At 70.7% G+C, this 22784-nt stretch carries 22 protein-coding genes; 12 read left to right on the top strand and 10 right to left on the bottom strand.

What is annotated here, in order from left to right; translation table 11 throughout:
• Position 1 precedes the first annotated feature (1 nt).
• From ACIRRY_RS00950 to pssA, 3 genes are all read left to right on the top strand, one after another.
• Positions 2–1207 (top strand): acyl-CoA dehydrogenase family protein, encoded by a 1206-nt coding sequence (locus tag ACIRRY_RS00950; RefSeq protein WP_365307088.1) that lies wholly within the window; start codon positions 2–4, stop codon positions 1205–1207.
• Positions 1208–1376: 169 nt separating this feature from the next.
• The gene (locus tag ACIRRY_RS00945) at positions 1377–2033 is read left to right on the top strand and encodes a phosphatidylserine decarboxylase (protein ID WP_403966231.1); all 657 of its coding nucleotides are present in this window, start codon (positions 1377–1379) and stop codon (positions 2031–2033) included.
• Positions 2034–2055: 22 nt separating this feature from the next.
• On the top strand, positions 2056–2877 hold the full coding sequence (gene pssA, locus ACIRRY_RS00940) for a CDP-diacylglycerol--serine O-phosphatidyltransferase (RefSeq protein WP_403968280.1): 822 nt from the start codon (positions 2056–2058) through the stop codon (positions 2875–2877).
• 82 nt (positions 2878–2959) lie between these two features.
• Here the strand turns inward: pssA and ACIRRY_RS00935 are convergent, their stop codons facing one another.
• Entirely contained in the window at positions 2960–4078 is a 1119-nt protein-coding gene (locus tag ACIRRY_RS00935) for a glycerate kinase (protein WP_403968278.1), read from the bottom strand.
• A gap of 210 nt (positions 4079–4288) precedes the next feature.
• Here ACIRRY_RS00935 and ACIRRY_RS00930 point away from each other — a divergent pair, with 210 nt between their 5' ends.
• Positions 4289–5365, top strand: a complete 1077-nt coding sequence (locus ACIRRY_RS00930; RefSeq protein ID WP_403966228.1) for an ADP-ribosylglycohydrolase family protein — start codon at positions 4289–4291, stop codon at positions 5363–5365.
• Here the strand turns inward: ACIRRY_RS00930 and ACIRRY_RS00925 are convergent.
• A complete protein-coding gene (locus ACIRRY_RS00925; RefSeq protein ID WP_403966225.1) occupies positions 5362–6381 on the bottom strand; it encodes an NAD-dependent epimerase/dehydratase family protein in 1020 nt (339 codons plus the stop codon). The genes ACIRRY_RS00930 and ACIRRY_RS00925 overlap by 4 nt on opposite strands.
• A 134-nt stretch (positions 6382–6515) precedes the next feature.
• Between ACIRRY_RS00925 and ACIRRY_RS00920 the strand changes: the two genes are divergently transcribed.
• The 4 genes from ACIRRY_RS00920 to ACIRRY_RS00905 all read left to right on the top strand — a co-directional run bounded on the left by ACIRRY_RS00920 (position 6516) and on the right by ACIRRY_RS00905 (position 8953).
• Positions 6516–7073, top strand: coding sequence for a TetR/AcrR family transcriptional regulator (locus ACIRRY_RS00920; RefSeq protein ID WP_403966222.1), 558 nt, complete (start codon positions 6516–6518; stop codon positions 7071–7073).
• A complete protein-coding gene (locus ACIRRY_RS00915; protein WP_403968276.1) occupies positions 6994–7587 on the top strand; it encodes a hypothetical protein in 594 nt (197 codons plus the stop codon). Before ACIRRY_RS00920 ends, ACIRRY_RS00915 begins: the two co-directional genes overlap by 80 nt.
• The gene (locus tag ACIRRY_RS00910) at positions 7584–8081 is read left to right on the top strand and encodes an NUDIX domain-containing protein (protein ID WP_403966219.1); all 498 of its coding nucleotides are present in this window, start codon (positions 7584–7586) and stop codon (positions 8079–8081) included. Before ACIRRY_RS00915 ends, ACIRRY_RS00910 begins: the two co-directional genes overlap by 4 nt.
• Positions 8082–8224: 143 nt before the next feature.
• Positions 8225–8953: an SIR2 family NAD-dependent protein deacylase gene (locus ACIRRY_RS00905; protein ID WP_403966216.1), complete on the top strand. Its 729-nt coding sequence runs from the start codon at positions 8225–8227 to the stop codon at positions 8951–8953.
• A 51-nt stretch (positions 8954–9004) separates the two neighbouring features.
• Here the strand turns inward: ACIRRY_RS00905 and ACIRRY_RS00900 are convergent, their stop codons facing one another.
• Together ACIRRY_RS00900 and ACIRRY_RS00895 are read right to left on the bottom strand one after the other, a co-directional pair.
• On the bottom strand, positions 9005–9499 hold the full coding sequence (locus ACIRRY_RS00900; RefSeq protein ID WP_403966213.1) for a methylated-DNA--[protein]-cysteine S-methyltransferase: 495 nt from the start codon (positions 9497–9499) through the stop codon (positions 9005–9007).
• A 30-nt stretch (positions 9500–9529) separates the two neighbouring features.
• The gene (locus ACIRRY_RS00895; protein WP_403966210.1) at positions 9530–11008 is read right to left on the bottom strand and encodes an AlkA N-terminal domain-containing protein; all 1479 of its coding nucleotides are present in this window, start codon (positions 11006–11008) and stop codon (positions 9530–9532) included.
• A gap of 173 nt (positions 11009–11181) precedes the next feature.
• Here ACIRRY_RS00895 and ACIRRY_RS00890 point away from each other — a divergent pair, with 173 nt between their 5' ends.
• Both ACIRRY_RS00890 and ACIRRY_RS00885 read left to right on the top strand, forming a co-directional pair.
• Entirely contained in the window at positions 11182–12468 is a 1287-nt protein-coding gene (locus ACIRRY_RS00890; RefSeq protein ID WP_403966207.1) for an aminotransferase class I/II-fold pyridoxal phosphate-dependent enzyme, read from the top strand.
• A gap of 112 nt (positions 12469–12580) precedes the next feature.
• Positions 12581–12967 carry a luciferase family protein gene (locus ACIRRY_RS00885; protein WP_403966204.1) on the top strand — a complete coding sequence of 129 codons (387 nt, stop codon included), beginning with the start codon at positions 12581–12583 and terminating at the stop codon, positions 12965–12967.
• A gap of 24 nt (positions 12968–12991) precedes the next feature.
• On the opposite strand, the gene ppk2 is transcribed toward ACIRRY_RS00885, so the two are convergent.
• The 3 genes from ppk2 to ACIRRY_RS00870 all read right to left on the bottom strand — a co-directional run bounded on the left by ppk2 (position 12992) and on the right by ACIRRY_RS00870 (position 15358).
• Entirely contained in the window at positions 12992–13882 is an 891-nt protein-coding gene (ppk2, locus tag ACIRRY_RS00880; protein ID WP_403966201.1) for a polyphosphate kinase 2, read from the bottom strand.
• A gap of 70 nt (positions 13883–13952) precedes the next feature.
• On the bottom strand, positions 13953–14186 hold the full coding sequence (locus ACIRRY_RS00875; RefSeq protein WP_200681771.1) for a hypothetical protein: 234 nt from the start codon (positions 14184–14186) through the stop codon (positions 13953–13955).
• Positions 14187–14203: 17 nt separating this feature from the next.
• Positions 14204–15358: an anion permease gene (locus ACIRRY_RS00870; protein ID WP_403966198.1), complete on the bottom strand. Its 1155-nt coding sequence runs from the start codon at positions 15356–15358 to the stop codon at positions 14204–14206.
• Between the two features lie 292 nt (positions 15359–15650).
• Between ACIRRY_RS00870 and ACIRRY_RS00865 the strand changes: the two genes are divergently transcribed.
• A complete protein-coding gene (locus ACIRRY_RS00865) occupies positions 15651–17513 on the top strand; it encodes a M1 family aminopeptidase (RefSeq protein ID WP_403966195.1) in 1863 nt (620 codons plus the stop codon).
• A 55-nt stretch (positions 17514–17568) separates the two neighbouring features.
• Here the strand turns inward: ACIRRY_RS00865 and ACIRRY_RS00860 are convergent, their stop codons facing one another.
• Positions 17569–18714, bottom strand: a complete 1146-nt coding sequence (locus ACIRRY_RS00860) for an FHA domain-containing protein (protein WP_403966192.1) — start codon at positions 18712–18714, stop codon at positions 17569–17571.
• A 168-nt stretch (positions 18715–18882) separates the two neighbouring features.
• Between ACIRRY_RS00860 and ACIRRY_RS00855 the strand changes: the two genes are divergently transcribed.
• A complete protein-coding gene (locus tag ACIRRY_RS00855; RefSeq protein WP_403966189.1) occupies positions 18883–20703 on the top strand; it encodes a serine/threonine-protein kinase in 1821 nt (606 codons plus the stop codon).
• Positions 20704–20755: 52 nt separating this feature from the next.
• On the opposite strand, the gene ACIRRY_RS00850 is transcribed toward ACIRRY_RS00855, so the two are convergent.
• Both ACIRRY_RS00850 and ACIRRY_RS00845 read right to left on the bottom strand, forming a co-directional pair.
• Entirely contained in the window at positions 20756–21265 is a 510-nt protein-coding gene (locus tag ACIRRY_RS00850; protein WP_403966186.1) for an O-acetyl-ADP-ribose deacetylase, read from the bottom strand.
• Between the two features lie 13 nt (positions 21266–21278).
• Positions 21279–22688 (bottom strand): phytoene desaturase family protein, encoded by a 1410-nt coding sequence (locus ACIRRY_RS00845; protein WP_403966183.1) that lies wholly within the window; start codon positions 22686–22688, stop codon positions 21279–21281.
• Between the last annotated feature and the right edge of the window lie 96 nt (positions 22689–22784).

Raw genomic sequence — 22784 nt, 5'->3', positions numbered from 1 at the left:
CATGGCGCGACTCGCCCAGACCGCCGGTCTCACCGACATCCAGCGCGAAATCCTGTCCACCGTGCGGGACTTCGTGGACAAGGAGATCCTCCCGGTCGCCACCGAGCTGGAGCACCGCGACGAGTATCCGCAGCAGATCGTCGACGGGCTCAAGGAGTTGGGCCTCTTCGGCCTGATGATCCCGGAGGAGTACGGCGGCCTGGGCGAGTCCCTGTTGACGTACGCCCTGTGTGTGGAGGAGATCGCGCGCGGGTGGATGTCGGTGTCCGGCATCATCAACACCCACTTCATCGTGGCCTACATGCTCAAGCAGCACGGCACCCAGGAGCAGAAGGACCACTTCCTGCCGCGCATGGCGGCCGGTGACATCCGGGGCGCGTTCTCCATGTCGGAGCCGGCGCTGGGCTCGGACGTCTCGGCCATCACCTCGAAGGCGGTCAAGGACGGTGACGAGTACGTCCTGACCGGCCAGAAGATGTGGCTGACGAACGGCGGAACGTCGTCACTCGTCGCCGTACTCGTGCGAAGTGACGAAGGACACCCGGAGGGCACCGCGCCCCACAAGTCGATGACGACCTTCCTGGTCGAGAAGGAGCCCGGCTTCGGTGAGGTCCGGCCCGGTCTCACCATCCCCGGGAAGATCGACAAGATGGGCTACAAGGGCGTCGACACCACCGAGTTGATCATGGACGGCCTGCGGATTCCGGCCGACCGCGTGCTCGGCGGCGGGACCGGCCGAGGTTTTTACCAAATGATGGACGGAGTCGAGGTCGGCCGCGTCAACGTGGCGGCGCGTGGCTGCGGTGTCGCTCAGCGTGCCTTCGAGCTGGGCGTCTCGTACGCGCAGCAGCGGCACACCTTCGGCAAGCCCATCGCCCAGCACCAGGCGATCCAGTTCAAGCTCGCAGAGATGGCTACCAAGGTCGAGGCCGCCCATGCGATGATGGTCAATGCGGCACGCAAAAAGGACTCCGGGGAACGAAACGACCTTGAGGCAGGGATGGCGAAGTACCTCGCCTCCGAGTACTGCAAGGAGGTCGTCGAGGACGCCTTCCGGATCCACGGCGGGTACGGCTTCTCCAAGGAGTACGAGATCGAACGCCTTTACCGCGAGGCGCCGATGCTGTTGATCGGCGAAGGTACCGCCGAAATCCAGAAAATGATCATCGGGCGCAGGTTGCTCGAAGAGTATCGATTCCAGGGCTGATTGTCCGTTTCGGGGTGTTTTCTTCGAGAAGAAGATCACACCCCGTCAACGCTCTTCAGCCGCCGACTCGGCTTCCTGGCTTGCCCAGTTGTGGCCCGCGACCGGTACGATCCCGGGAAAGCCGCCGTCCCCCGTTACAGCGCGGCATCATCCGCTACGAAGGTCATCCATGCCCCACAGCCAAACCTCTGCACCACGCGACAGCCTGGCAGGCGTACGCCTCGCGCGCGGAGCATCGCCGTGGCTCCTGCCGACCGTCGCCACCGCAGCCCTCAGCCTGGTACGTGCGCGCAAGTCCGGCGCCGCCAAGGTCGTGGCCGTACCCGCCACCGCGCTCGCGGCGGGCATGCTGTGGTTCTTCCGCGACCCCGAGCGCGAGATCACCCAGGGCCGGGTCATCTCGCCCGCCGACGGTGTGGTGCAGAGCATCATGCCGTGGAAGGACGGTCGCACCCGCGTCGCCATCTTCATGAGCCCGCTGAACGTCCACGTCAACCGCGCGCCGCTCTCCGGCACGGTGACGTCGGTCGAGCACATCCCGGGTGGATTCGTTCCCGCGTTCAACAAGGAGAGCGAGAACAACGAGCGGGTCGTCTGGCACTTCGACACCGAGCTCGGTGACATCGAGATGATCCAGATCGCCGGCGCCGTCGCCCGCCGCATCGTCCCCTACGTCCCGCAGGGCACGAAGGTCGAGCAGGGCGAGCGCATCGGACTGATCCGCTTCGGTTCGCGTGTCGACATCTACCTCCCCGAGGGTGTCGAGGTGGACCTGGAGGTCGGTCAGAAGACGGTGGCTGGGGTGACTCGCATTGACCGTGGTTGATCCGGAGACACAGACGGGCTGGGTGCCCGCGGCCGACGAGGTGGACGACGAGGAGGAGATGCCTCTTTCTCTCCGCCTCTCAATAGCGGACACCCTCACCCTCGGCAACGCCACGTGCGGCTTCATGGCGGTGTACTTCACCACCACCGGCATCCTGATCCCGCACCTGACGGGCAACGACGAGTCGACCGGCATGGCCCGCCACAGCGCGGCCACCGCGGTCATCCTGATGCTGTGCGCGGCGGTCTTCGACCTCTTCGACGGCCTCGTCGCCCGCAAGCTGCGCTCCTCCCCCATGGGCGCGGAGCTGGACAACCTCTCGGACCTGATCAGCTTCGGCCTCGCGCCGGCGTACTTCGTCCTCGTCTACGGCATGGTCGCGGACGACGCGCACCAGAGAGTGGCCGCGGTCGGTGCGATCGTGGTGCTGCTGGCGGTGGTGCTGAGACTGGCCCGCTTCTCGTGCGTGACACCGCCGAACGGCATGTTCCAGGGCATGCCCTCCCCGTTCGGTGCGCTGACGGTGGTCTCGATCGTGCTCCTGGAGCTGCCCTTCGTGGCGACGCTCCTGGCGATCCTGGGCACCGCCTGGCTGATGGTGAGCCGGGTCGAGTACCCGAAGCCGCGCGGTCGCCTCGCGGTGGCGATGCTGTCCTGGATCGTGCTCGGGGTGGGCCTCCTGGCGGCCTGGGCCTTCGACGCCCCGGGCGGCCAGCTGCTCCTCCAGACCGGCTGCGCACTGCAGTTGGTGACAGGCGCGGTCATTCCGCTGTTCGCGACGGCCCGCCGCGTGAACAACTTCCGCGACAACCGGCGTGAGGCGCGAGCCGCACAGCTGCCGTAGTCGTAGCGGTCGTACCAGACGAAACGAAGGGCCCCGAGCCACTTGGCTCGGGGCCCTTCGCCGTACCTTGCGCGCGTCGGACTCAGACCAGGAAGTCCCGCGCGATGTTCTCCGCGACCCGTTCCAGGAGGGGTCCCGCGTCCGCGATGCACTTCACGAGGTCCGGTTCCACGGCCGTGAGCGGGTAGGCGCGGCGGATGCCGGCGTGGCCGAGGGACTGCGGGGGCAGGGCGAGGCGGCCGCAGACGGCGACGACCTCCTTGCCCTCGGCGCGGGCCGCGGCGGCGACGCCTGCGGGGGCCTTGCCGTGCAGGGTCTGTTCGTCGAGGGAGCCCTCGCCGGTGATGACGAGGGTGGCGCCCTCCAGGGCGGAGGCGAAGCCCAGCACGTCGAGCATGACCTCGATGCCGGGGCGGAAGTGGGCCCCGAGGAGGAGCGCGCCGTAGCCGATGCCGCCCGCCGCGCCGGCGCCGGGTGCGGAGGCGTACTCGGCGGCCTTGGCGCCGATCGACTCCTCCAGGATCTTCGCGTAGTGGATCAGGGCCTCGTCGAGGGCGTCCACGTCGTCCGGGGCGGCGCCCTTCTGGGGGCCGTAGACCGCGGGGGCGCCCTTGGGGCCGGTGAGCGGGTTGTCGACGTCGCTCGCGAGGACCAGGGCGACGGAGGCGAGGCGCGGGTCGAGGCCGGTGAGATCGGCCGAGGCGAGGTCGATCAGGCCGCCACCGCCCGGGGACACCGGTTCGCCGTCCGCGTCCAGGAAGCGGGCGCCGAGCGCGGAGAGCATGCCCGCGCCGCCGTCCGTCGTGGCACTGCCGCCGACGCCGAACACGATCGTCCGGGCGCCCGCGTCGAGGGCGGCCCGCAGCAGTTCGCCGGAGCCGTACGTCGAGGAGGTGAGCGGGGCGAAGACGCCCTTGGGGAGTCTCTGCAACCCGCTCGCCTCGGCCATCTCCACGACGGCCGTGTCGCCGCGCACCGCGAAGGCCGCGGTGATCTCGTCGCCGATGGGCCCTGCCACCCGTATCTCGCGCCGCTCGAAGCCCGCCGCGACGGCCGCGTCCACCGTGCCGTCACCGCCGTCGGCGACCGGCATCGCCGCGACCTCCAGATCGGGTACGACCCTGCGCAGCCCGGCCGTCACCCGCTCGGCGACCTGCACGGCCGTCAGCGACCCCTTGAACTTGTCCGCGGCGATGAGCACCCTGTGGGTGCCCCTCTGTGCAGCGTTCGCCACCTTGCGATCCCCTTGCTCTACGGGCCCCCGCGCGTTCCGGGGCCAGTCGCGCCGCTTGCGACCTTAACCGGCGGACGCCCCCGCCGTCATGCCCCGCCCGAACGCTGGGACCGGGCTGAGCGCCCCCTGTGCCGGCCCCGTGCCGCTGCCGGGTCCGGAATCGGGTACACCGGAGGTATGACCCCTGTGGACACTGAGCCAGAGCTCGCGGACCGCATCCTCGGGGGCTGGCTCGGCCGGATCGCGGGCAACATGCTCGGCAAGCCGGTCGAGCAGGGCGACCTGTGGACGCGCGACCGCATCGACCGCTATCTCCGGCGGGCCGGCGCCCTGCCGCTGACCGACTATCTGCCGGAGCCGCCCGGCGGGGACGACGGCTTCGAGCTGCGCCCCGAGTGGCAGCACTGCGTGCGCGGCCGGATCCACGGCAGCTGCCGTGACGACGACATCGACTACGCCGTCCTCGGCCTCGACCTGCTGGAGACCCACGGCTTCGGCTTCAGCACCGAGCAGGTCGGCGACCTGTGGCTGCGGAGACTGCCGTATCTCCAGACGTACACGGCCGAGCGGGTCGCCTACCGCAACCTCGCGAGCGGCCTCAAGCCACCGCTGACGGCGACGCACGACAACCCGTACCAGGAGTGGATCGGCGCCCTGATCCGCGCCGACATCCACGGCTGGACGAGCCCGGGCGCCCCGCGCCGCGCGGCCCAACTGGCGCGCCGGGACGCGGTGTTGTCGCACTCCGGGAACGGTGTCTACGGCGCGATGTGGGCCGCCGCGCTGATCTCGGCGGCGTTCACCGCGCCGACCGTCCGGCACGCGCTGGACACGGCGCTGACCGTGATCCCGCCGGGCTGCCGCCTCGCGCGCACCGTGCGCCGGGTGCTCACGCTGCACGAGACCCGGATGACCTGGGAGGACACGCTCACCACCCTGTCCGAGGAGACGGCGGGCCTCGGCTGGATCCACACGGTCCCGAACGCGGCCGTCCTCACCGCCGGACTCCTGTACGGCGACGGCGACTTCACCCGCACCATCACGCTCACCGTCCGCGGCGGTCTGGACACCGACTCGAACGGAGCGACCGCCGGTTCGGTCGCCGGGGTGCTGAACGGCGCGGACGCGATCCCGAGCCGGTGGAAGGATCCGCTGGAGGACACCGTGCGCAGTGCGGTGTTCGGTTTCGACGGGGTGCGGATCAGTGAACTGGCCGAGCGCACCGTGCAGTTGGCGGGAGCCTCCGCTGCCTAGACGGCCCCTTGTGCGATCAGGCTCCGAGCACAGTCGAGGACGGCCTCCCTCGCCGGGCGCGGCTCCCAGCCGAGGACGCGGCGCGCCTTCTCGGTGCTGTGGCGGTTGCGGCGGCCGAGCGCGGGGGTGATCTCGCGCAGGGACGGGTCCCGGAAGCGGGCCGCGAGGCGCACCGCGAAGTCCGGGAGGCGGCGCGTGGAGACGGTACGGCCGTGCTCGCCGAGGCCCTCGCGCAGGGTGCGGGCGATGTCCTCCATCCACACGAACTCCCCGGTGGCCAGGAAGCGTTGACCCGCGGCCTCCGGTGAGGTCATCGCCCGGAGGTGTACGTCGACCAGGTCCCGGACGTCCACGACTTCGAGGCCGATGCGCGGGACGCCCGGCATCTTCCCGCTCACCATGCGCGCGATGATGCCGACGGAACCCATGTTCGCGGTGGTGAGGACCGGCCCGAAGACGGCGCCGGGGAGCACGGTCGTCAGCTCGGTGGGACCGTCGTAGCCGCTCATGAAGTCCCAGGCGGCCCGCTCGGCGAGGGTCTTCGAGCGGCGGTAGGGGATCAGGGTCGGGTCGTCCGGATCGGTCCACAACTCCTCGTCGGTGACACCTTCGGAGGCGTACGACGAGGGGCTCGCGGCGTTCGCGGCCGAGGTCAGCACCACGCGTCGTACGCCCGCGTCGGTGGCCGCGCGCAGCACGCGCAGGGCGCCGTCGCGGGCCGCCGCGATCAGGGCGTCCGGGTCGTCCGAGGCGGCGCCGAGCGGGGAGGCGACGTGCAGGACGAAGTCGACGCCCTTGAGCGCGGCGTCCCAGCCCTCGTCGGCGGTGAGGTCGGCGACGGCGAAGCTCAGCCGCCCGGCGGGGTCGACGACGGTCGCGACAGCGTCGGTGACCGTGCGCTCCTTGCCCGGGGCGCGGACGGTCGTACGGACGTCGTAGCCGCGGCGCAGCAGTTCGGCGATGCACCAGCCGGCGATGTAGCCGCTGCCTCCGGTGACCAGGACGAGTTCGGGCATGACGGTGCTCCCTGCGGTGTCGGACGGGGATGTGCCAGAATGGAGAGCGAAACGGAGGGCCCTCCGGTACATCCACCAACGTACCGGAGGGCCCTCCGCTTAGCAATCCGACACCGGACGGACGACCTGCACCCGTGAACCCGAAACCGACCCGCCGCGACGCCCTCGACAACCGGGAGCGCATCCTGGCCGTCGCCCGCGAGGCGATCGCGGAGTCGAGCGCTGCCTCCCTCACCGCGATCGCCAAGCAGGCGGGCGTCGGCATCGGAACGCTGTACCGGCACTTCCCCACCCGGGAGGCGCTGATCCTGGAGCTGTACCGGCACGACATACAGCACCTGATCGACCGCGCGCCCGTGCTCCTCGCGGAGCATCCGCCGCTGATGGCGCTACGGCGCTGGTTCGACGAGGTCGCCCACTACGGGCGGCTCAAGTACGGCGTGGCCGAGGTGATCCACGCGGCGACCGACGGGGGCGCGGACGACGAGTACTTCGCGCCCTTCCTGGCCGCGATCGACGTCCTCCTGAAGGCCGGGGCCGCCGACGGTTCACTGAAGCCGGACGTCGACCCGGAGGACGTGCTGCTCCAGCTCAGCGTGCTGTGGCGGATCGATCCGGCGCGGCCGGGCGCGGAGGCGCGGGCCGGGCGGATCCTCGACCTCATCGTGGACGGGCTGCGGGCGGCTCCCTAGCGGTCGTGGCGGCGAACGCCTCCGCCGTCACGCCGGTCGAGCGGTCCCTCCAAGTGCCGGACGCCGTACGGGCGTTCCTGGACACGCTGATGTCCAACCCGCCTTCGTCATCGACCCCTGCTTCGACGTCCTGGCCCGGAACCGGGCCCAGGAGGTCGTCCTCGGCCCCGGCATCCGCGCCCTGCTGCCGGAATGGGAGGCGGAGGCGGAGTGGAGGGCGGGTCTGCTGCGGCAACAGGCGGCGTACGAACTGGACAACCCGCGCTGCAGGGAGCTGATCGACGAACTGACCACCACCAGCCCGCACTTCGCGCGGCTGTGGGAGGCACACGAGGTGGTGGAGTTCCGTTCCTCCGTACGCCGCTACCGCCACCCCCGCGCGGGTGACATCGAGGTGCCGTTCGTACGGCTCGCGGTGCGGGAGGCGCCCTGGCTGAGCCTGATCTGTCACTTCCCGGAGCCGGGCAGCGAGTCGGCGAGGCGGGTGCGCGGGCTGGTTACCCTTCCAGAATGACCACCACGCCAGACTTCGCCACCTACCTCGCGGGTCTCCCCCGCATCCTCGCCGGGGCCGCCACGCTCTTCCGCGACACCGAGGGCCGGGTCCTGCTCGTCGAGCCCAACTACCGCGAGGGCTGGGCCCTTCCGGGCGGCACGATCGAGTCGGACGACGGCGAGACCCCACGTCAGGGCGCCCGCCGCGAGACCTTGGAGGAGATCGGCCTCGACATCGAACTCGGCCCCCTTCTCGCCGTCGACTGGGTCTACCACGGCCCGGAATACCCCCCGTTGGTGGCCTACCTCTACGACGGCGGAATCCTCACCCCGAACGACCTCAAGTCGATCCGCCTCCAGGAGGAGGAACTCCTGTCCTGGCGCCTTGTCGCCCGCGAGGACATCACGGAGTACCTCCACGGTTCGCTGGGACTCCGGGTGCTGGTCGCGCTCGATGTGCTGGAGGAGGGGGCGGGGCCGGCGGAGTTGGAGAACGGGCGGCGGGTCGGCTGACAGGGAGGACCGGCCGGAGGGCTGGGGCGGCGCGCCGACGCCGAGCGAGACGGGCGCCTTGGCCGTGCGCGGACGCCCACACCCGGTGCCGGGCCCGCGATATCCATTCGCCGCCCCGACCCCGCCCACCTACCCTCGGCTGCATGAGCAAGCCCCTTGTCGCCCTCCTCAGCGGGGCCGGCATCTCCACCGACTCCGGCATCCCCGACTACCGCGGCCCCAACGGTCTCTGGCGGCGCGACCCCGAGGCCGAGAAGCTCGTGACCTACGAGTACTACATGGGCGACCCGGAGATCCGCCGCCGGTCCTGGCAGATGCGGCGCGAGAACCGCACGCTCCAGGCCGAGCCCAACACCGCGCACCGGGCCGTCGTCGACCTGGAGAAGTCCGGCGTACCCGTGCGGGTCATCACGCAGAACGTGGACGGGCTGCACCAGCTCGCCGGTCTCCCCACCCGTAAGGTCGTCGAACTGCACGGCACCGCCCGGGAGTTCAGGTGCACCGGATGCCATGTGCGGGGGCCGATGGCGGACGCCCTGGCCCGGGTCGACGCCGGTGAGGAGGACCCCGCCTGCCTGGAGTGCGGCGGGATCCTGAAGTCGGCGACCGTCTTCTTCGGCGAACGGCTCGACCCCGTCGTCCTCGGCGAGGCCGTCGCCATCACCAAGGCCTGTCAGGTGTTCATCGCCGTCGGGAGCAGTCTCCAGGTGCACCCCGCCGCCGGGCTCGCCGGTGTCGCCGCCGACCACGGGGCACGGCTGGTCATCGTCAACGCCGAGCCGACCCCGTACGACGACCGCGCCGACGAGGTCGTACGGGAGCCGATCGGGACGGCCCTGCCGGAACTTCTGCGCACCCTGCGGAACAGCTAGAGCGGCGGCGCCTCGGGCGGGATGTCCAGAAGAGCCCCGCCCGCCAGGGCTCTAGAACAACGCCGACCCGCTCTCGAAGTCCAGCAGCCGCTGCTTGCGGTCCAGGCCGCCGCCGTACCCCGTGAGGCTGCCGTTCGCCCCGACGACCCGGTGGCAGGGGACGATGATCCCGATGGGGTTCTTGCCGTTGGCGAGGCCCACCGCTCGGGAGGCGCCCGGGTTGCCGAGGGCGTCGGCGAGGTCGCCGTAGGAGCGGGTCTCGCCGTAGGGGATGCGGCGGAGCTGGTCCCAGACCGTGCGTTGGAACGGGGTTCCGTGCAGGCGCAGTTCGAGGGTGAACTCCTTCAACTCGCCCGCGAAATAGGCCTGTAGCTCGTCGAGCGCGGAAGAGAAGGGTGTGTCGTCCCGGGTGCCGAAGTTCTCCTCCGGGGGACGGTGGCGTTGGTCGACCATGTAGAGGCCGCAGAGGGCGCCGTCCTCGTCGGCGACGAGGGTCAGCGGGCCGTACGGGCTGTCGATCACCGTGTGGTGCCTGTGGTGCTGCATGTCGTCCGCGATTCCTCTTCTGCGATTCCCTTATACGGGAAGGAAGTTGATCGGGTGGCTGTCCGTCGCCCACAGGTACTGGACCGCGTACGCCCGCCACGGCCGCCACGCCGCCGCACGCGCCGTCAGGGCGGCCGGGGTCGACGGGAGGCCCAACTCCTGGGCGGCGCGGCGGATTCCGAGGTCGGTGGGGAGGAACGCGTCGGGGTCGCCGAGGGCGCGCATGGCGATGACGTCGGCCGTCCAGGGGCCGAAGCCGGGGAGGTCGAGGAGTCGGGCCCGCGTCTCCGACCAGTCGCTCTCCACGCCCAAGTGGAGTGTGCCGTCGGCGAGTTGGGACACGAGTGTGGTGAACGTGGTGCGGCGGGTGTTCGGCATCGCCAGGGTTTCCGGGTTCACCGCCGCCAGTGACTCCGGGGCCGGGAAGAGGTGGGTCAGGCCGCCCTCGGGGTCGTCGACCGGTTCGCCGTGCGCGGTGACCAGACGGGCCGCGTGGGTGCGGGCCGCCGCCGTGGAGACCTGCTGGCCGAGGACGGCCCGTACGGCGAACTCCGCCTCGTCGACCGTGCGCGGCACGCGTCGGCCCGGCGCCTTGTCCACCAGCGGCGCGAGGACCGGATCCGTACGCAACTGGTCGTCCACCGCAACCGGATCGGCGTCCAGGTCGAGCATCCGGCGGCACCGGCTGATCGCCACCGGCAGGTCGCGCAGGTCGCTGAGGGTGAGGCGGCAGGCGATGTGGTCGGACTTGGGAGTGAGAGACGCGATCCCGTGGCCGTAGGGGAGGCGGAGGGTGCGGCGGTACGCGCCGGCCCGCCACTCCTCCACACCCGGTACGGCGGTCGCCGCCAGGTGGCCGAAGAGGTTGTCGGGGTTGAGGGGGGCGCGGAACGGCAGCCGGAGGGTGAGGGTGCCGGGGGTCAACACGGTTGTCTTCGGGCGCCTGTTGCGCAGCTCGCTCGGGGACAGGGCGAAGACGTCGCGCACGGTGTCGTTGAAGGAGCGGATCGAGGAGAAGCCCGCGGCGAAGGCGATCTCCGCCATCGGAAGGGCGGTCGTCTCGATCAACAGCCTTGCCGTCTGGGCGCGTTGGGCGCGGGCCAACGCGAGGGGCCCGGCGCCGAGTTCGGCGAGGAGCTGGCGTTCGATCTGCCGGGTGCTGTAGCCGAGGCGGGCGGCGAGGCCGGGGACGCCCTCGCGGTCCACCGTTCCGTCGGCGATCAGGCGCATCGCGCGGGCCACCAGGTCGGCCCGCTGGTTCCACTCCGGGGAGCCGGGGCTGGTGTCCGGGCGGCAGCGCTTGCAGGCCCGGAAACCCGCCTGCTGGCAGGCCGCCGCGCTCGGGTAGAACGTCATGTTCTCCGGCTTGGGCGGTACGACCGGACAGCTCGGCCGGCAGTAGATTCGGGTGGTGAGGACGGCCGTGAAGAACCAGCCGTCGAAGCGCGCGTCCTTCGACTGGACCGCGCGCACACAACGCTCCGTGTCGGTGTGCATCCCGTTCTGCATACGTCCAGCATCCGGCACCTGGCGGGCCGGGGCTGGCGGGAATCCGACATCAGCCTTGCGTGGCCTGGTCGGGCACGGATCACCGTACGTCTGCGCGAAGCGTCGCGAAGCGTAAGGGGCGCCTGCGGTTATGCGTTTGTGGTGCGACGCCCGGCTTTGTAGCGTCGACCTCCGTGACCTCTCCCGCACCCGCGCACAGCGCCGACTCCCTCCCGGCCCGCCTCGACACGGCCCGGAGCGACTACGAAGCCCTCCTCGCGAAGAAGCTGTCGCTCGACCTGACCCGCGGCAAGCCCTCCGCCCGGCAGCTCGACCTGTCGTCCGAACTGCTCACGCTGCCCGCCGGCCGCCACACCTCCGCCGACGGCACGGACTGCCGCAACTACGGTGGCGCGGACGGGCTGTCGGAGCTCCGGCAGATCTTCGCCGGGTTCCTCCAGGTGCCGGCCGAGCAGCTGCTCGCCGTGGGCAACTCCAGCCTGGAGCTGATGCACGACTCTCTGGTGCACGCGCTGCTCGGCACGCTGCCCGGGGCGGCGCGCCGCTGGGCGGACGAGGAGCGGGTCGCGTTCCTGTGCCCGGTCCCCGGCTACGACCGGCACTTCGCGCTGTGCGAGCGCTTCGGCATCGAGATGATCCCCGTGCCGATGACCGCCGAGGGCCCCGACATGGACGTGGTGGAGCGGCTGGTCTCCGAGGACCCGGCCGTCAAGGGCATCTGGTGCGTGCCCAAGTACAGCAATCCTGACGGGACTTGCTACAGCGACGAGGTCGTACGACGGCTCGCCGCCATGCCGGCCGCGGCGCCCGACTTCCGGATCTTCTGGGACAACGCCTACGCCGTGCACCACCTCACCGACGAAGAGGTGGAGATCGCCGACCTGTTGGCCGCCTGCGCCGACAGCGGGCACCCGGACCGGGCCTTCGTCTTCGGGTCCACCTCGAAGATCACGCTGGCCGGTGCGGGCGTGGGTTTCTTCGGTTCGTCGGCGGCCAACGTGGCCTGGCTGCGCGGTTGCAGCGCGAAGCGCTCGATCGGCCCCGACAAGATCAACCAGCTGCGGCACGCGCTGTTCCTGCGCGACGCCGACGGGGTGCGGGCCCATATGCGCAAGCACCGTGAGCTGCTGCGGCCGAAGTTCGACACCGTGCTGCGCATCCTCACCGAGCGGCTCGGCGACACCGGCCTCGCGACCTGGTCCACGCCCAAGGGCGGCTACTTCATCACCCTCGACGTGCTCGACGGGTGCGCCCGCGAGGTGGTGCGCCGCGCGGCCGACGCGGGTCTCGCGCTGACACCGGCGGGCGCCACGCATCCGTACGGCGACGACCCGAAGGACCGGACGATCCGGATCGCCCCCTCCTTCCCGGACGCCTCGGAGATCGAGGAGATCATCGAGGGCGTGGCGACCTGCGTGCGGTTGGTGGGGTACGAAAAGCTTGTGGCCGACGGGAGTTGACCCGTCCCGCGCACCGCACACCTGACGCTCCCAAGGTGTGCGGTACCTCACGCCCCGGTTACAAATCGCTCAACCTCTGGTTGCGAAGCGGTGAGCAGTCCACGATAGGGACATGACCCTGGCCGAGCGAGCCATGCAGCGACTGGAAGGCTGGCGCGACCTCAGCGCGGTCCCGGCCAGTTGTGGCACGGGGCGGGCGCTGCGGTCCGCCCACAGCGAGATCGTGCACTTCCACTCCGACCACGATGTGGACCTGCATCTCACGGTCGGGGCCATCCTCCGGTTCCACCACGATCTCAGCGAGTCGACCGCGATCCGGATCATCCCGGGCTCCCGCTGGGTGACGGTCCACCTGGACTGCGAGACGGACGTCGACCTGCTGCTGAGCCTGGTGAGCGTCGCCCTCAAGGCACATGGGGGCGGGCCCCCGCCAGGAGGCCCGCCCACGACCGGCTGCAACTTCCACCGGGTCACACTCGTGCCGCGCGACGGCGACTAGGACTCGACCCGAAGGACCGCGCCCCTAGAACACCGCCGCCGTGTCGTCCTCGCCCGCCTCCAGCAGCGTGGCCGCCTCCCCCACGATGCGCGGATCGGGGCTGCCGACGACCTCGTCGTCCTTGTCGGCGTAGTCGAAGCGGGCCAGCACGCTGCGCATGGCCTCGACGCGGGCCCGCTTCTTGTCGTTGCTCTTCACCACGGTCCAGGGCGCGTGCTCCGTGTCGGTCTCCCGGAACATGGCGACCTTGGCGGCCGTGTAGTCGTCCCAGCGGTCCAGCGAGGCCAGATCCATCGGGCTGAGCTTCCACTGCCGTACGGGATCCACCTGGCGGATCGTGAAACGGGTGCGCTGTTCACCTTGCGAGACGGAGAACCAGAACTTGATCAGGTCGACGCCGTCGTCCGCCAGCATCCGCTCGAACAGCGGGGCCTGGCGCATGAACCGGCGGTACTCGTCGTCCGAGCAGAACCCCATCACGCGCTCCACGCCCGCCCGGTTGTACCAGGACCGGTCGAACAGCACGATCTCGCCGGCGGTCGGCAGATGCTGGACGTAGCGCTGGAAGTACCACTGACCGCTCTCGCGCTCGCTCGGCTTCTCCAGGGCGACCACGCGGGCGCCACGCGGGTTCAGATGCTCGGTGAACCGTTTGATCGTGCCGCCCTTGCCGGCCGCGTCCCGCCCCTCGCAGACGATGACGAGCCGACGCCCGGTCTCCTTGATCCAGCGTTGCAGCTTCAGCAGTTCTATCTGCTGGAGCCGCTTGTGCCAGTCGTACTCCTTGCGCTCCATGCGCTGTTCGTACGGGTAGTTCTCCCGCCAGGTGTCCACCGTGCTGCCGTCGGGCCGCACCAGCACCGGGTCGTCGGCGTCGGTGTAGTCGACCCGCAGCCCGGTCAGCAGTTCAGTCATCCCGGCCTCCTCTCAAGGGGGTTCAGTTGCTCAGAGGTGATCGGCGGTGATCCCTGGTGATAGGTCGCGCTCAGTGGAACTGCGGCACGATCAGATAGATTCCGTACGCCACGACAGCCGCGCACGCGAGAAAGCACAACCCCGCCTGCGCGAAGCCGAGGGCGTGCGTACCGCCGTCCTGTTCACGGGCGGCCTCTACCTGGGCGAGGCCCAGGATGCCCAGCGCGAAGACGGCGACCACACCGACGGTCACGCCGATGCTCACCGCGGCGACCTCGCCGAGGGCGTTCCAGTCCAGGCTCATCAGTCAACTCCCTTGGCTCAGGCGGCCGTACGGACGTCCGAGGACGCCTCGCTGCGGATGGTGACCTCGTGGGTCTCGTTCACGTTGTCCGCGTGCACGGGGTTGCGGCGCGAGGCGATCACGATGAATCCGGCCACGGCGGCGGCGATCAGCGCGATCAGGGCCGTACCGAGGTTGCCGCCGTGCTTGACGACGGTCGCGGACAGACCGCCGACCGCGGCGGCGGCCGGGAGGGTGACCAGCCAGGCGATGACCATGCGGCCGGCCGTGCCCCAGCGCACCTCGGCCAGTCGCCTGCCCAGACCCGCGCCGAGGATGCCGCCGGAGCAGACCTGGGTGGTGGAGAGCGCGAAGCCCAGGTGCGCGGAGGTGAGGATGACGGTCGTGGAGGCGGCCTCGGCCGCGAAGCCCTGCGGGGACTGGATGTCGGTGAGGCCCTTGCCCATCGTGCGGATGATGCGCCAGCCGCCGATGTAGGTGCCGAGGCCGATCGCGAGCCCCGCCGAGGCGATGACCCAGACCGGCGGACCGGCGTCGTGACCGAGCGCGCCCACCGAGATCAGGGTCAGGGTGATGACGCCCATCGTCTTCTGGGCGTCGTTCGTGCCGTGCGCCAGCGAGACCAGCGAGGCCGAGGCGATCTGGCCGAGCCGGAAGCCCTTGGTGACCGAGTCCTTGCGGGCCCGGGCGGTGATCTTGTAGGCGAGGTAGGTGGCGATGAGAGCGGCGATCCCGGCCACGAGCGGGGAGGCGACCGCGGGGATCAGGATCTTCTCCACGACCTTGTCGAAGTGGACCCCGTTGGAGCCCGCGCCGACCCAGACGGCTCCGATCAGGCCACCGAACAGCGCGTGCGAGGAGCTGGACGGCAGGCCCAGCAGCCAGGTCAGCAGGTTCCAGAGGATCGCGCCGACGAGCCCCGCGAAGATCATCCCCGGCGTGACCAGGGTGTCGTCGACGATGCCGCCGGAGATCGTCTTGGCGACTTCCGTGGAGAGGAAGGCGCCGACGATATTGAGAGCTCCACTGATCAGAACCGCCGTTTTGGGCTTCAGCGCCCCGGTGGCGATGGATGTCGCCATCGCGTTGGCGGTGTCGTGGAATCCGTTGGTGAAGTCGAAGGCCAAGGCCGTGACGATGACGACCGCCACGAGGAACGTGATGTGGTCCATCGCTCGATGGAAGCAACCGAAGGCGTACATTCGGCCAACCGGAGGCCAAATCCAGGCATGGCCCGGTCAACGTAGGCGTATGAACGGCACTCTCCGGCTCCCGTTCGCACCTTCCTGCACTCCATGCGCACACTTCCTTCTTTTTATGGCATGCCCCGGTCAAATCTGCGAAGCTTCCTCCGCGATCACGCAACAGCTACGCGCGTTCCCGAGGCCACCCACCGGCACACCCAGTCCGGCCGGGCGGCCACCGAGCAGGCCGGGATCCCGGCCGCCGTATAAGGAGTTCCGTGTGAGACCGACCCCCCACAAGGCTCTCGCAGCCGGCGTCTTCGCCGTCGCCGCGGTGGCCGCCCTCTCGCTGCCCGTCATCCCGGCCGCCGCCTCCGTGCCGGCCGCGGCTCCCGTGGCCGCCGCCTGCGCCCCGGCGCAGGTGGTCGCCAACGGCGGCTTCGAGAGCGGCACCACGTCCTGGACCCAGTCCTCGACGACCGTCATCACCAGCCGCACCGGGCAGAGCGCCCACGGCGGCACCAGCTTCGCCTGGCTGGACGGCACCGGCGGCACGCACACCGACACGCTCTCCCAGAGCGTGACGATCCCCTCCGGCTGCGCCAGTGCCACGCTCACCTTCTGGCTGCACATCGATACCGCCGAGACGACCTCGTCCACCGCGTACGACAAGCTCACGGCGAAGATCGGCAGCACGACCCTCGCGACGTACTCGAACCTGAACAAGGCCACCGGCTACGTCCAGAAGTCGTTCGACGTGTCGTCGTTCGCGGGCCAGACCGTGAGCCTCGCCTTCAGCGGTGTCGAGGACTCCAGCCTCCAGACGAGCTTCGTCGTGGACGACATCGCCCTCAACACCTCGGGCGACACGGCCCCGCCGGCCGACTCGGCGCGCACGCCGGCCGCCCCGGCGTACACCGTGAGTCTCAGCAGCAACACCGCCGGCACGGTCTGGACCGGCCACGAGAGCACGACCTTCACCAACGCCTCGGCCACCCCGCTGACCGAGGTGTACCTGCGGCTGTGGGACAACTACCACGGCACCTGCACCGCGCCGCCGATCACGGTCACCAATGTCACCGGCGGCACCGCGGGCGCCCTCTCGGTCGCCTGCACGGCGCTCCAGATCGCGCTGCCGACCCCGCTCGCGCAGGGCCAATCGACCACGATCGGCTTCGACTTGGGGATCACCGTCCCGAGCGGCGCGGACCGGTTCGGCTACGACGGCGCGTTCAGCATGATCGGCAACGCGCTGCCGGTCCTCGCGATCAAGGACGGCTCGGGCTGGCACCTGGACCCGTACACGAACAACGGCGAGTCCTTCTACTCCCTGGCCGCCGACTTCAAGGTGACCCTGGACCACCCGACCACCCTGCTGGTCCCGGCCACCGGCGCCTCGGTCGACGCCGCGGGCACCAGCGGTCGCACGATCACCACGGCCACCGCGTCCAAGGTCCGCGACTTCGCGTGGGCGGCGGGCCCATTCACCAAGATCTCCGGTACGTCCACCGCGGGCACCCCGATCAACATCTACTCGGTCACAGGCATCAGTTCGGCCAACGCCCAGTCGATGCTCACCACCGCCAAGTCGGCGGTCGACGCCCACGCCGGCCGCTTCGGCGCCTACCCGTACGGCGAGTTGGACGCCGTCATCGACAACAACTTCTGGTTCGGCGGCATGGAGTACCCCGGCTTCGTCCTCGACCTGGTCAGCACCACGGCACTCACCCATGAGATCGGCCACCAGTGGTTCTACGGCATCGTCGGCGACGACGAGTACAACAGCCCCTGGCTGGACGAGGCGTTCACCGACTACGCCACCGACCTGGCCCAGGGCCTGACCGGCACCAGCTGCTGGAACAACGTCTCCTGGGCCTCGACGGCGGAGAACATCACCAACTCGATGGCCTACTGGGACGCCCACTCGTCCCGCTACTCCACCGTCGTCTACGGCTACGGAAAGTGCGCCCTGCACGATCTGCGCCGCACCCTCGGTGACACCGTGATGGCCAAACTCCTGAAGGACTACGCCACTTCACACTGGTACGGCGTCTCGACCACCGCCGAGTTCAAGGCGGCGGCACAGGCCGCGACGACTACGGACCTGACCTCGTTCTGGACGACCCACCGCATCATCGGCTGACGGAAGGGGAGTTGGCGGTGCGGTTGGTAATCGCACCGCCAACTCCCCTTCGCCGTCAGGCCCGTCGCGTCGGTGCCGCCGCGGTCGGCGGTACGGCGGTCCCGCCGACCTCCGTGCGCCAGGCGTCGGCGAGTTCGGCGGGGAAACGCCGCCCGCTGCGGGTGAGGACCACACCGGGAGCGAGTTCGACCTCGTCGCCGGGGCGGAAGGACCGGTCGGCCCCCGGCGGCAGCGTCTCCCAGGGGCCGGGCACCCCTCGACGGCCGGCTCCGCGCATCCGCGTCCCGTACGTGCTGACATCGCGGACCAGGACCGTCCCGCCCCGCGCGGAGAGAGCCACGTGCCGGCGGCTGACCTGCGCGGCGACCTCCGGCGACAGCAGACTGTGCAGGGCGATGCCCTCGCGTCCCGGCAGCCGCCCGACATGCGCCTCGGAACCCTCGTCGAGGGTGTAACGGGCCACGCAGACACGGTTGATGACGACCTTGAGCTGGGCGGCGGCAGGTCTCGGACCCTCGTCGGCCAGCGGGGCGCCGTGCAGTTCGCAGGTGGGGACCCCGCGCCGCATGCGCGGCAGCAGGACGCGGTCACCCCGGTGGACGTCGTAGAGCGTGCAACGGGGTTCCGGGCAGCGCCAGTTGCGCATGATGACCTCGGTCAGCGGGGTGCGGGCCGGGCCGAGCAGGCCCTGCTTCTTGAGGGCCGCGAGTTCCATCCGGTAGGAGATCTCGGCCTCCGTGCGCACCCCCATGTCCATGGCCACGAGGGCGACCGAGCCGTCGGGGCGGGGCTCGGGGCGGAGGAACTGCCAGGTGTTGCCCTGGATCCACGGGTGTTCGACGCGATGGTCGACGTACTGGTCCCCGGTGACGACCCGGGTACCGGTCATCCGCGCCAGGTCCAGGACGCGCTCGTCGGCGTCGTCCACCTCCTCGACCAGCCCCTCGGCCACCCACCGGCGCAGCCGCCGGACCTCGGCCGGATCGCCGAACTCCCGGTGCCCGCCCAGCAGACTGGTGTCGGCGACGAGGTAGACGGAGACGTCGGGGTCCCCGGTGAGTTCCGTCAACGCCCGCAGGACGAGCCCGAGTCGGCGCAGCGAGCGCGGTCCTCGGGGGCCGATGGAGGTCTGACGTACGACGTTGGAGAGTTCCAGCAGATAGTCGGCACCCTCCGCCGAAGGGGCCAGGTGGTGTTCCATGCGCGCCTCACCGTCCGACGGGACCGTCAACTTTCCTGATTCTCCCCGAACTTCGCCTTGATTCCTTGATCTCCTCGGACCCTTCCGGATGACCGGGTTGCGCCGGTACGATCACTCGCCTGGCGAGGGGGGCCGATCATCTTGAACGACGCTGGAAACGCCGGTCACTTGAGACCGTTGGGTCCCGACGACCCGCAGGACGTGGCCGGTTACCGGCTGCTCGCCCGGATCGGCGAGGGCGGCATGGGTTCCGTCTACCTCTCGCGCACGCGCGGCAACCAGCCGGTCGCCCTGAAGGTGATCCGCCAGGAGTACGCCGAGGACGAGGAGTTCCGCCGCCGCTTCGAACAGGAGGCGGCCGCCGCCCGCCGGGTGCAGGGCTACCACATCGTCCCGGTCGTCGACCACGACACCAGCGGCCCACAGCCCTGGCTCGCCACCGTCTACGTCCCCGGCCCCGCCCTGGACCGGGTCCTCGCCCGGTACGGGACGCTCCCGCTGCCCACGGTGCTCCAGTTGACGGGCTGTGCGGCGGAGGCGCTGCAAGCCGTGCACAAGGCCGGTGTGATCCACCGGGACATGAAGCCGAGCAACATCCTCGTCGGTTCCGACGGCCCCTGGATCATCGACTTCGGCATCGCGCGGGCCGCCGACGCCACTCAACTCACCCGCAGCGGCGGGCTCATCGGCACCCCGCAGTTCATGTCGCCGGAGCACGCGAACGGCCAGGAGCAGACCCCGGCCGCCGATGTCTTCTCCCTCGGCCTGATCGCCGCCGTGGCCGCGACCGGCCGCCACCCGTACGGCGACTCGGGGGCCATCACCCTGGCCACGAAGATCGCCAACACCGAGTTCCGCCCACCGGACCTGTCCTCGTACCCCGAGCCGCTGCGCACGGTCCTGGAACGCACCCTGACCGCAGACCCGGCCGCCCGTCCGACCCCGGCCGAACTGGCCGCCCTGTGCCAGGAGTTGGCGGAGCGCCCGTTGCGGGACTTCACCGACTGGCTGCCTGCGGCGGTCGCGGAGGACATCGCCCGGCAGGAGCAACTCGCGCGCGAACAGGGCGAGTCGGGTGGCGACGTGAGCCTCGCGGGTGCCCCGACGGGAGCGGGTGCGGGTGCGGCCGGGGCGACGACCGTGCCGCCCGGTGGCGGGGCTCGGAGTGACGGGGCTGGAAGCGGAGGGTCTGGAAGCAGTGAGTCTGGAAGCGGTGGGGCCGATGGTGCCGTGGGGCCCAACTCCCCGACGCCCGGCGGGTATACGCCCACCCATGTAACGGGGTCGGGGTCCGGCGAACCGACACAGCACGCCCCGACACGGCCGCCACGGCCCCCGTCCGACCCGGCGCCCCCGGCTGCGGCACCGACCCGCAAGCGGACCCCGCTGGTCGTCGGCGCCGCCGCGCTCGCCGTGGTGGTCGTAGCCGCGGCGGCCTGGGTCCTCACCCGCGACGACGACAGGGGCAAGGACACCGCCGCACAGGGAGGCGGCGGAAAGACCACCTCGTCCCCCAGCGCGAGCACAAGCAAGAGCACGACCGCCACGCCGAACGGCTACACCACGGTCTTCAAGGCCAAACCGCTCACCCTGCGCGCCCAGTTCACGACCGGCCGCAGCTCCTACACGAACGTCGACCTGGACGCACCGCAGATCGACACCCACGCCTCCAGCTCGACGACCGGGGCCGAGTTGCAGTACGCGGAGTGGGGCACCGCCCACACGCTGAACCTCGTGACGACCACGGGAAAGAGCGCGGGCCCCACGCCGGAACAGTGTGCCGAGGGCGCGGCGGCGAACGCGCTGCCCTCCCAACTCGCCGACGCGGACCAGGGCAAGGAACTGACCAAGGGCACGCTGCTGTGCACCGTCACCGACGAGAAGAATCTGGCGCTGCTCGAAATCAAGGACGTCGTCGTCCAGAAGGACTCCTCCGGCGTCGAGGCCCGCGACTACGTCACGGAGCTGACCCTCTGGAAGACGCCCTGACGGGCGGCGTGTTGAGCGCGGCGGGCTCCCCGCACCCGCCCCCGGATCGCCCTCAACCGACCTGCCGGCCGAACGCCTCGTACGCCGCCTCGTCGAACAGCACGAACGTGACCTCCTCGACCGCCGACGGCGTCTCCCGCACCGTCTCGACGGCGATCCGCGCCGCGTCGTCCATCGGCCAGCCGTAGATACCGGCGGACACGGCGGGGAACGCGACCGTACGGGCGCCGAGTTCGTCGGCGACGCGCAGCGACTCCCGGTAGCAGGAGGCGAGTTGGTCCGAGCGGTCCTCCTCGCGGGAGTGAACGGGGCCGACAGTGTGGATCACCCACTGGGCGTCCAGTTCGCCTGCCGTCGTCGCGACCGCCTGGCCGGTGCGCAGGCCCTTGCCAAAGTGCGATGCGCGGAGTTTTCGGCAAGCCTCCAGGATCGCGGGGCCGCCCCGGCGGTGGATCGCGCCGTCGACTCCTCCGCCGCCGAGGAGGGAGGAGTTGGCCGCGTTGACGATCGCGTCGGCGCTCTGGCGGGTGATGTCGCCCCGGACGAGGGTGATGGTGGTCATGACGGCCTCGGTCTCATGACTGCCTCAGTTTTCGCCAGACGGCCTTCGCCGCGTTGTGTCCCGACATGCCGTGCACGCCGGGCCCCGGCGGGGTCGCCGAGGAGCAGATGAACACGGCCGGGTGCGGGGTGCCGTACGGGGAGAGGGAGAGTTTGGGGCGCAGCAGGATCTGGAGTCCGGAGACCGCGCCGGAGCCGATGTCACCGCCCACGTAGTTGGCGTTGCGGGCGGCCAGTTCGGGTGGGCCCGCGGTCGCGCGGGCCAGGACGCGGTCGCGGAAACCCGGGGCGAAGCGCTCCAGTTGGCGTTCCAGGGCGTCCGTGAGGTCGCCGGTCCAGCCGCTGGGGACATGGCCGTAGGCCCAGAAGACCTGTTTGCCGGCCGGGGCCCGGGTGGAGTCGACGATGCTGGGCTGCACGGTGATCATGAACGGCTTGTCGGGGGCGCGGTTCTCGCGGGACGCGGCGCGCAGGGCGGTGCCGATCTCCGTGCTGTCGGCGCCGATCTGCACCGTGCCGGCGGTGCGGGCTTCCTTGGCGGTCCAGGGCACCGGACCGTCCAGGGCGTAGTCGATCTTGAAGACTCCGGCGCCGTAGCGGTAGTTCTCGTAGTAGTTGCCGAAGCCGGCGATCTTCGCCAGGGCGGTGGGCGAGGTGTCGAAGACGTAGGCGCGGGCCGGGGGGAGGTCGTCGAGGCGCTTGACCTCGTAGTCGGTGTGGATCTCGCCGCCGAGGTCCGTCAGGTAGGCGGCCAGGGCGTCCGAGATGGACTGGGAGCCGCCGCGGGCCACCGGCCAGCCACGCGCGTGTGCCGACAGGGCGAAGACCAGGCCGATCGCGCCGGTCGCGAAGCCGCTGAGCGGGGCCATGACGTGGCCGACCAGTCCGGCGAACAGGGTCTTGGCGCGTTCGTCCCGGAACCGGCTGGTCAGCCAGGTCGACGGGGGCAGGCCGGCCAGGCCGAAGCGGGCGAGGGTGACCGGGTCGCGCGGCAGCGCGGTGCGCGGCAGGGACATGAAGTCGCGGACCAGGGTGTCCCACTTGGGCAGGAAGGGCTCGACCAGCCTCCGGTACGTCCCCGCGTCGCGCGGCCCGAAGGAGGCGGCCGTCTCCGCGACCGAGCGCGACAGCACGGCCGCGCTGCCGTCGGTGAAGGGGTGCGCCATGGGCAGCTCGGGGTGCAGCCACTCCAGGCCGTAGCGCTCCAGGGGCAGCGCGCGGAACGCCGGTGAGTTCACGCCGAGCGGGTGCGCCGCCGCGCAGGGGTCGTGCCGGAAGCCGGGGAGGGTCAGCTCCTCGGTGCGGGCGCCGCCGCCCACGGTGTCCCTGGCCTCGAACACGGCCACGGAGAAGCCACGCCGGGCCAGCTCCACGGCGGCCGTCAGTCCGTTCGGCCCCGCACCCACCACGACCGCATCGAGCATCGACGGCACCTCGGACCCCTTCGTCAGCCGATGGCCACTCGGGGTCAGGATATGCCGCGGGACCGACAACCCCGGGGCCGGTCCGTCCAGTGTGCG

Origin of the sequence: Streptomyces sp. NPDC101776, assembly GCF_044766845.1 — a bacterium.
Lineage (GTDB): Bacteria > Actinomycetota > Actinomycetes > Streptomycetales > Streptomycetaceae > Streptomyces.
Note: the sequence above shows the minus strand (reverse complement) of the source record. Positions and strands in the feature narration are given on the sequence as shown.

What these genes read in the sequence shown, in the direction of transcription:
- ACIRRY_RS00950 (WP_365307088.1), top strand. Translation starts at nt 2, where the DNA reads ATGGCGCGACTCGCCCAGACCGCCGGTCTCACCGACATCCAGCGCGAA.
- ACIRRY_RS00945 (WP_403966231.1), top strand. Translation starts at nt 1,377, where the DNA reads ATGCCCCACAGCCAAACCTCTGCACCACGCGACAGCCTGGCAGGCGTA.
- ACIRRY_RS00930 (WP_403966228.1), top strand. Translation starts at nt 4,289, where the DNA reads ATGACCCCTGTGGACACTGAGCCAGAGCTCGCGGACCGCATCCTCGGG.
- ACIRRY_RS00925 (WP_403966225.1), bottom strand. Translation starts at nt 6,381, where the DNA reads ATGCCCGAACTCGTCCTGGTCACCGGAGGCAGCGGCTACATCGCCGGC.
- ACIRRY_RS00910 (WP_403966219.1), top strand. Translation starts at nt 7,584, where the DNA reads ATGACCACCACGCCAGACTTCGCCACCTACCTCGCGGGTCTCCCCCGC.
- ACIRRY_RS00905 (WP_403966216.1), top strand. Translation starts at nt 8,225, where the DNA reads ATGAGCAAGCCCCTTGTCGCCCTCCTCAGCGGGGCCGGCATCTCCACC.
- ACIRRY_RS00900 (WP_403966213.1), bottom strand. Translation starts at nt 9,499, where the DNA reads ATGCAGCACCACAGGCACCACACGGTGATCGACAGCCCGTACGGCCCG.
- ACIRRY_RS00895 (WP_403966210.1), bottom strand. Translation starts at nt 11,008, where the DNA reads ATGCAGAACGGGATGCACACCGACACGGAGCGTTGTGTGCGCGCGGTC.
- ACIRRY_RS00885 (WP_403966204.1), top strand. Translation starts at nt 12,581, where the DNA reads ATGACCCTGGCCGAGCGAGCCATGCAGCGACTGGAAGGCTGGCGCGAC.
- ppk2 (WP_403966201.1), bottom strand. Translation starts at nt 13,882, where the DNA reads ATGACTGAACTGCTGACCGGGCTGCGGGTCGACTACACCGACGCCGAC.
- ACIRRY_RS00875 (WP_200681771.1), bottom strand. Translation starts at nt 14,186, where the DNA reads ATGAGCCTGGACTGGAACGCCCTCGGCGAGGTCGCCGCGGTGAGCATC.
- ACIRRY_RS00870 (WP_403966198.1), bottom strand. Translation starts at nt 15,358, where the DNA reads ATGGACCACATCACGTTCCTCGTGGCGGTCGTCATCGTCACGGCCTTG.
- ACIRRY_RS00860 (WP_403966192.1), bottom strand. Translation starts at nt 18,714, where the DNA reads ATGGAACACCACCTGGCCCCTTCGGCGGAGGGTGCCGACTATCTGCTG.
- ACIRRY_RS00850 (WP_403966186.1), bottom strand. Translation starts at nt 21,265, where the DNA reads ATGACCACCATCACCCTCGTCCGGGGCGACATCACCCGCCAGAGCGCC.
- ACIRRY_RS00845 (WP_403966183.1), bottom strand. Translation starts at nt 22,688, where the DNA reads ATGCTCGATGCGGTCGTGGTGGGTGCGGGGCCGAACGGACTGACGGCC.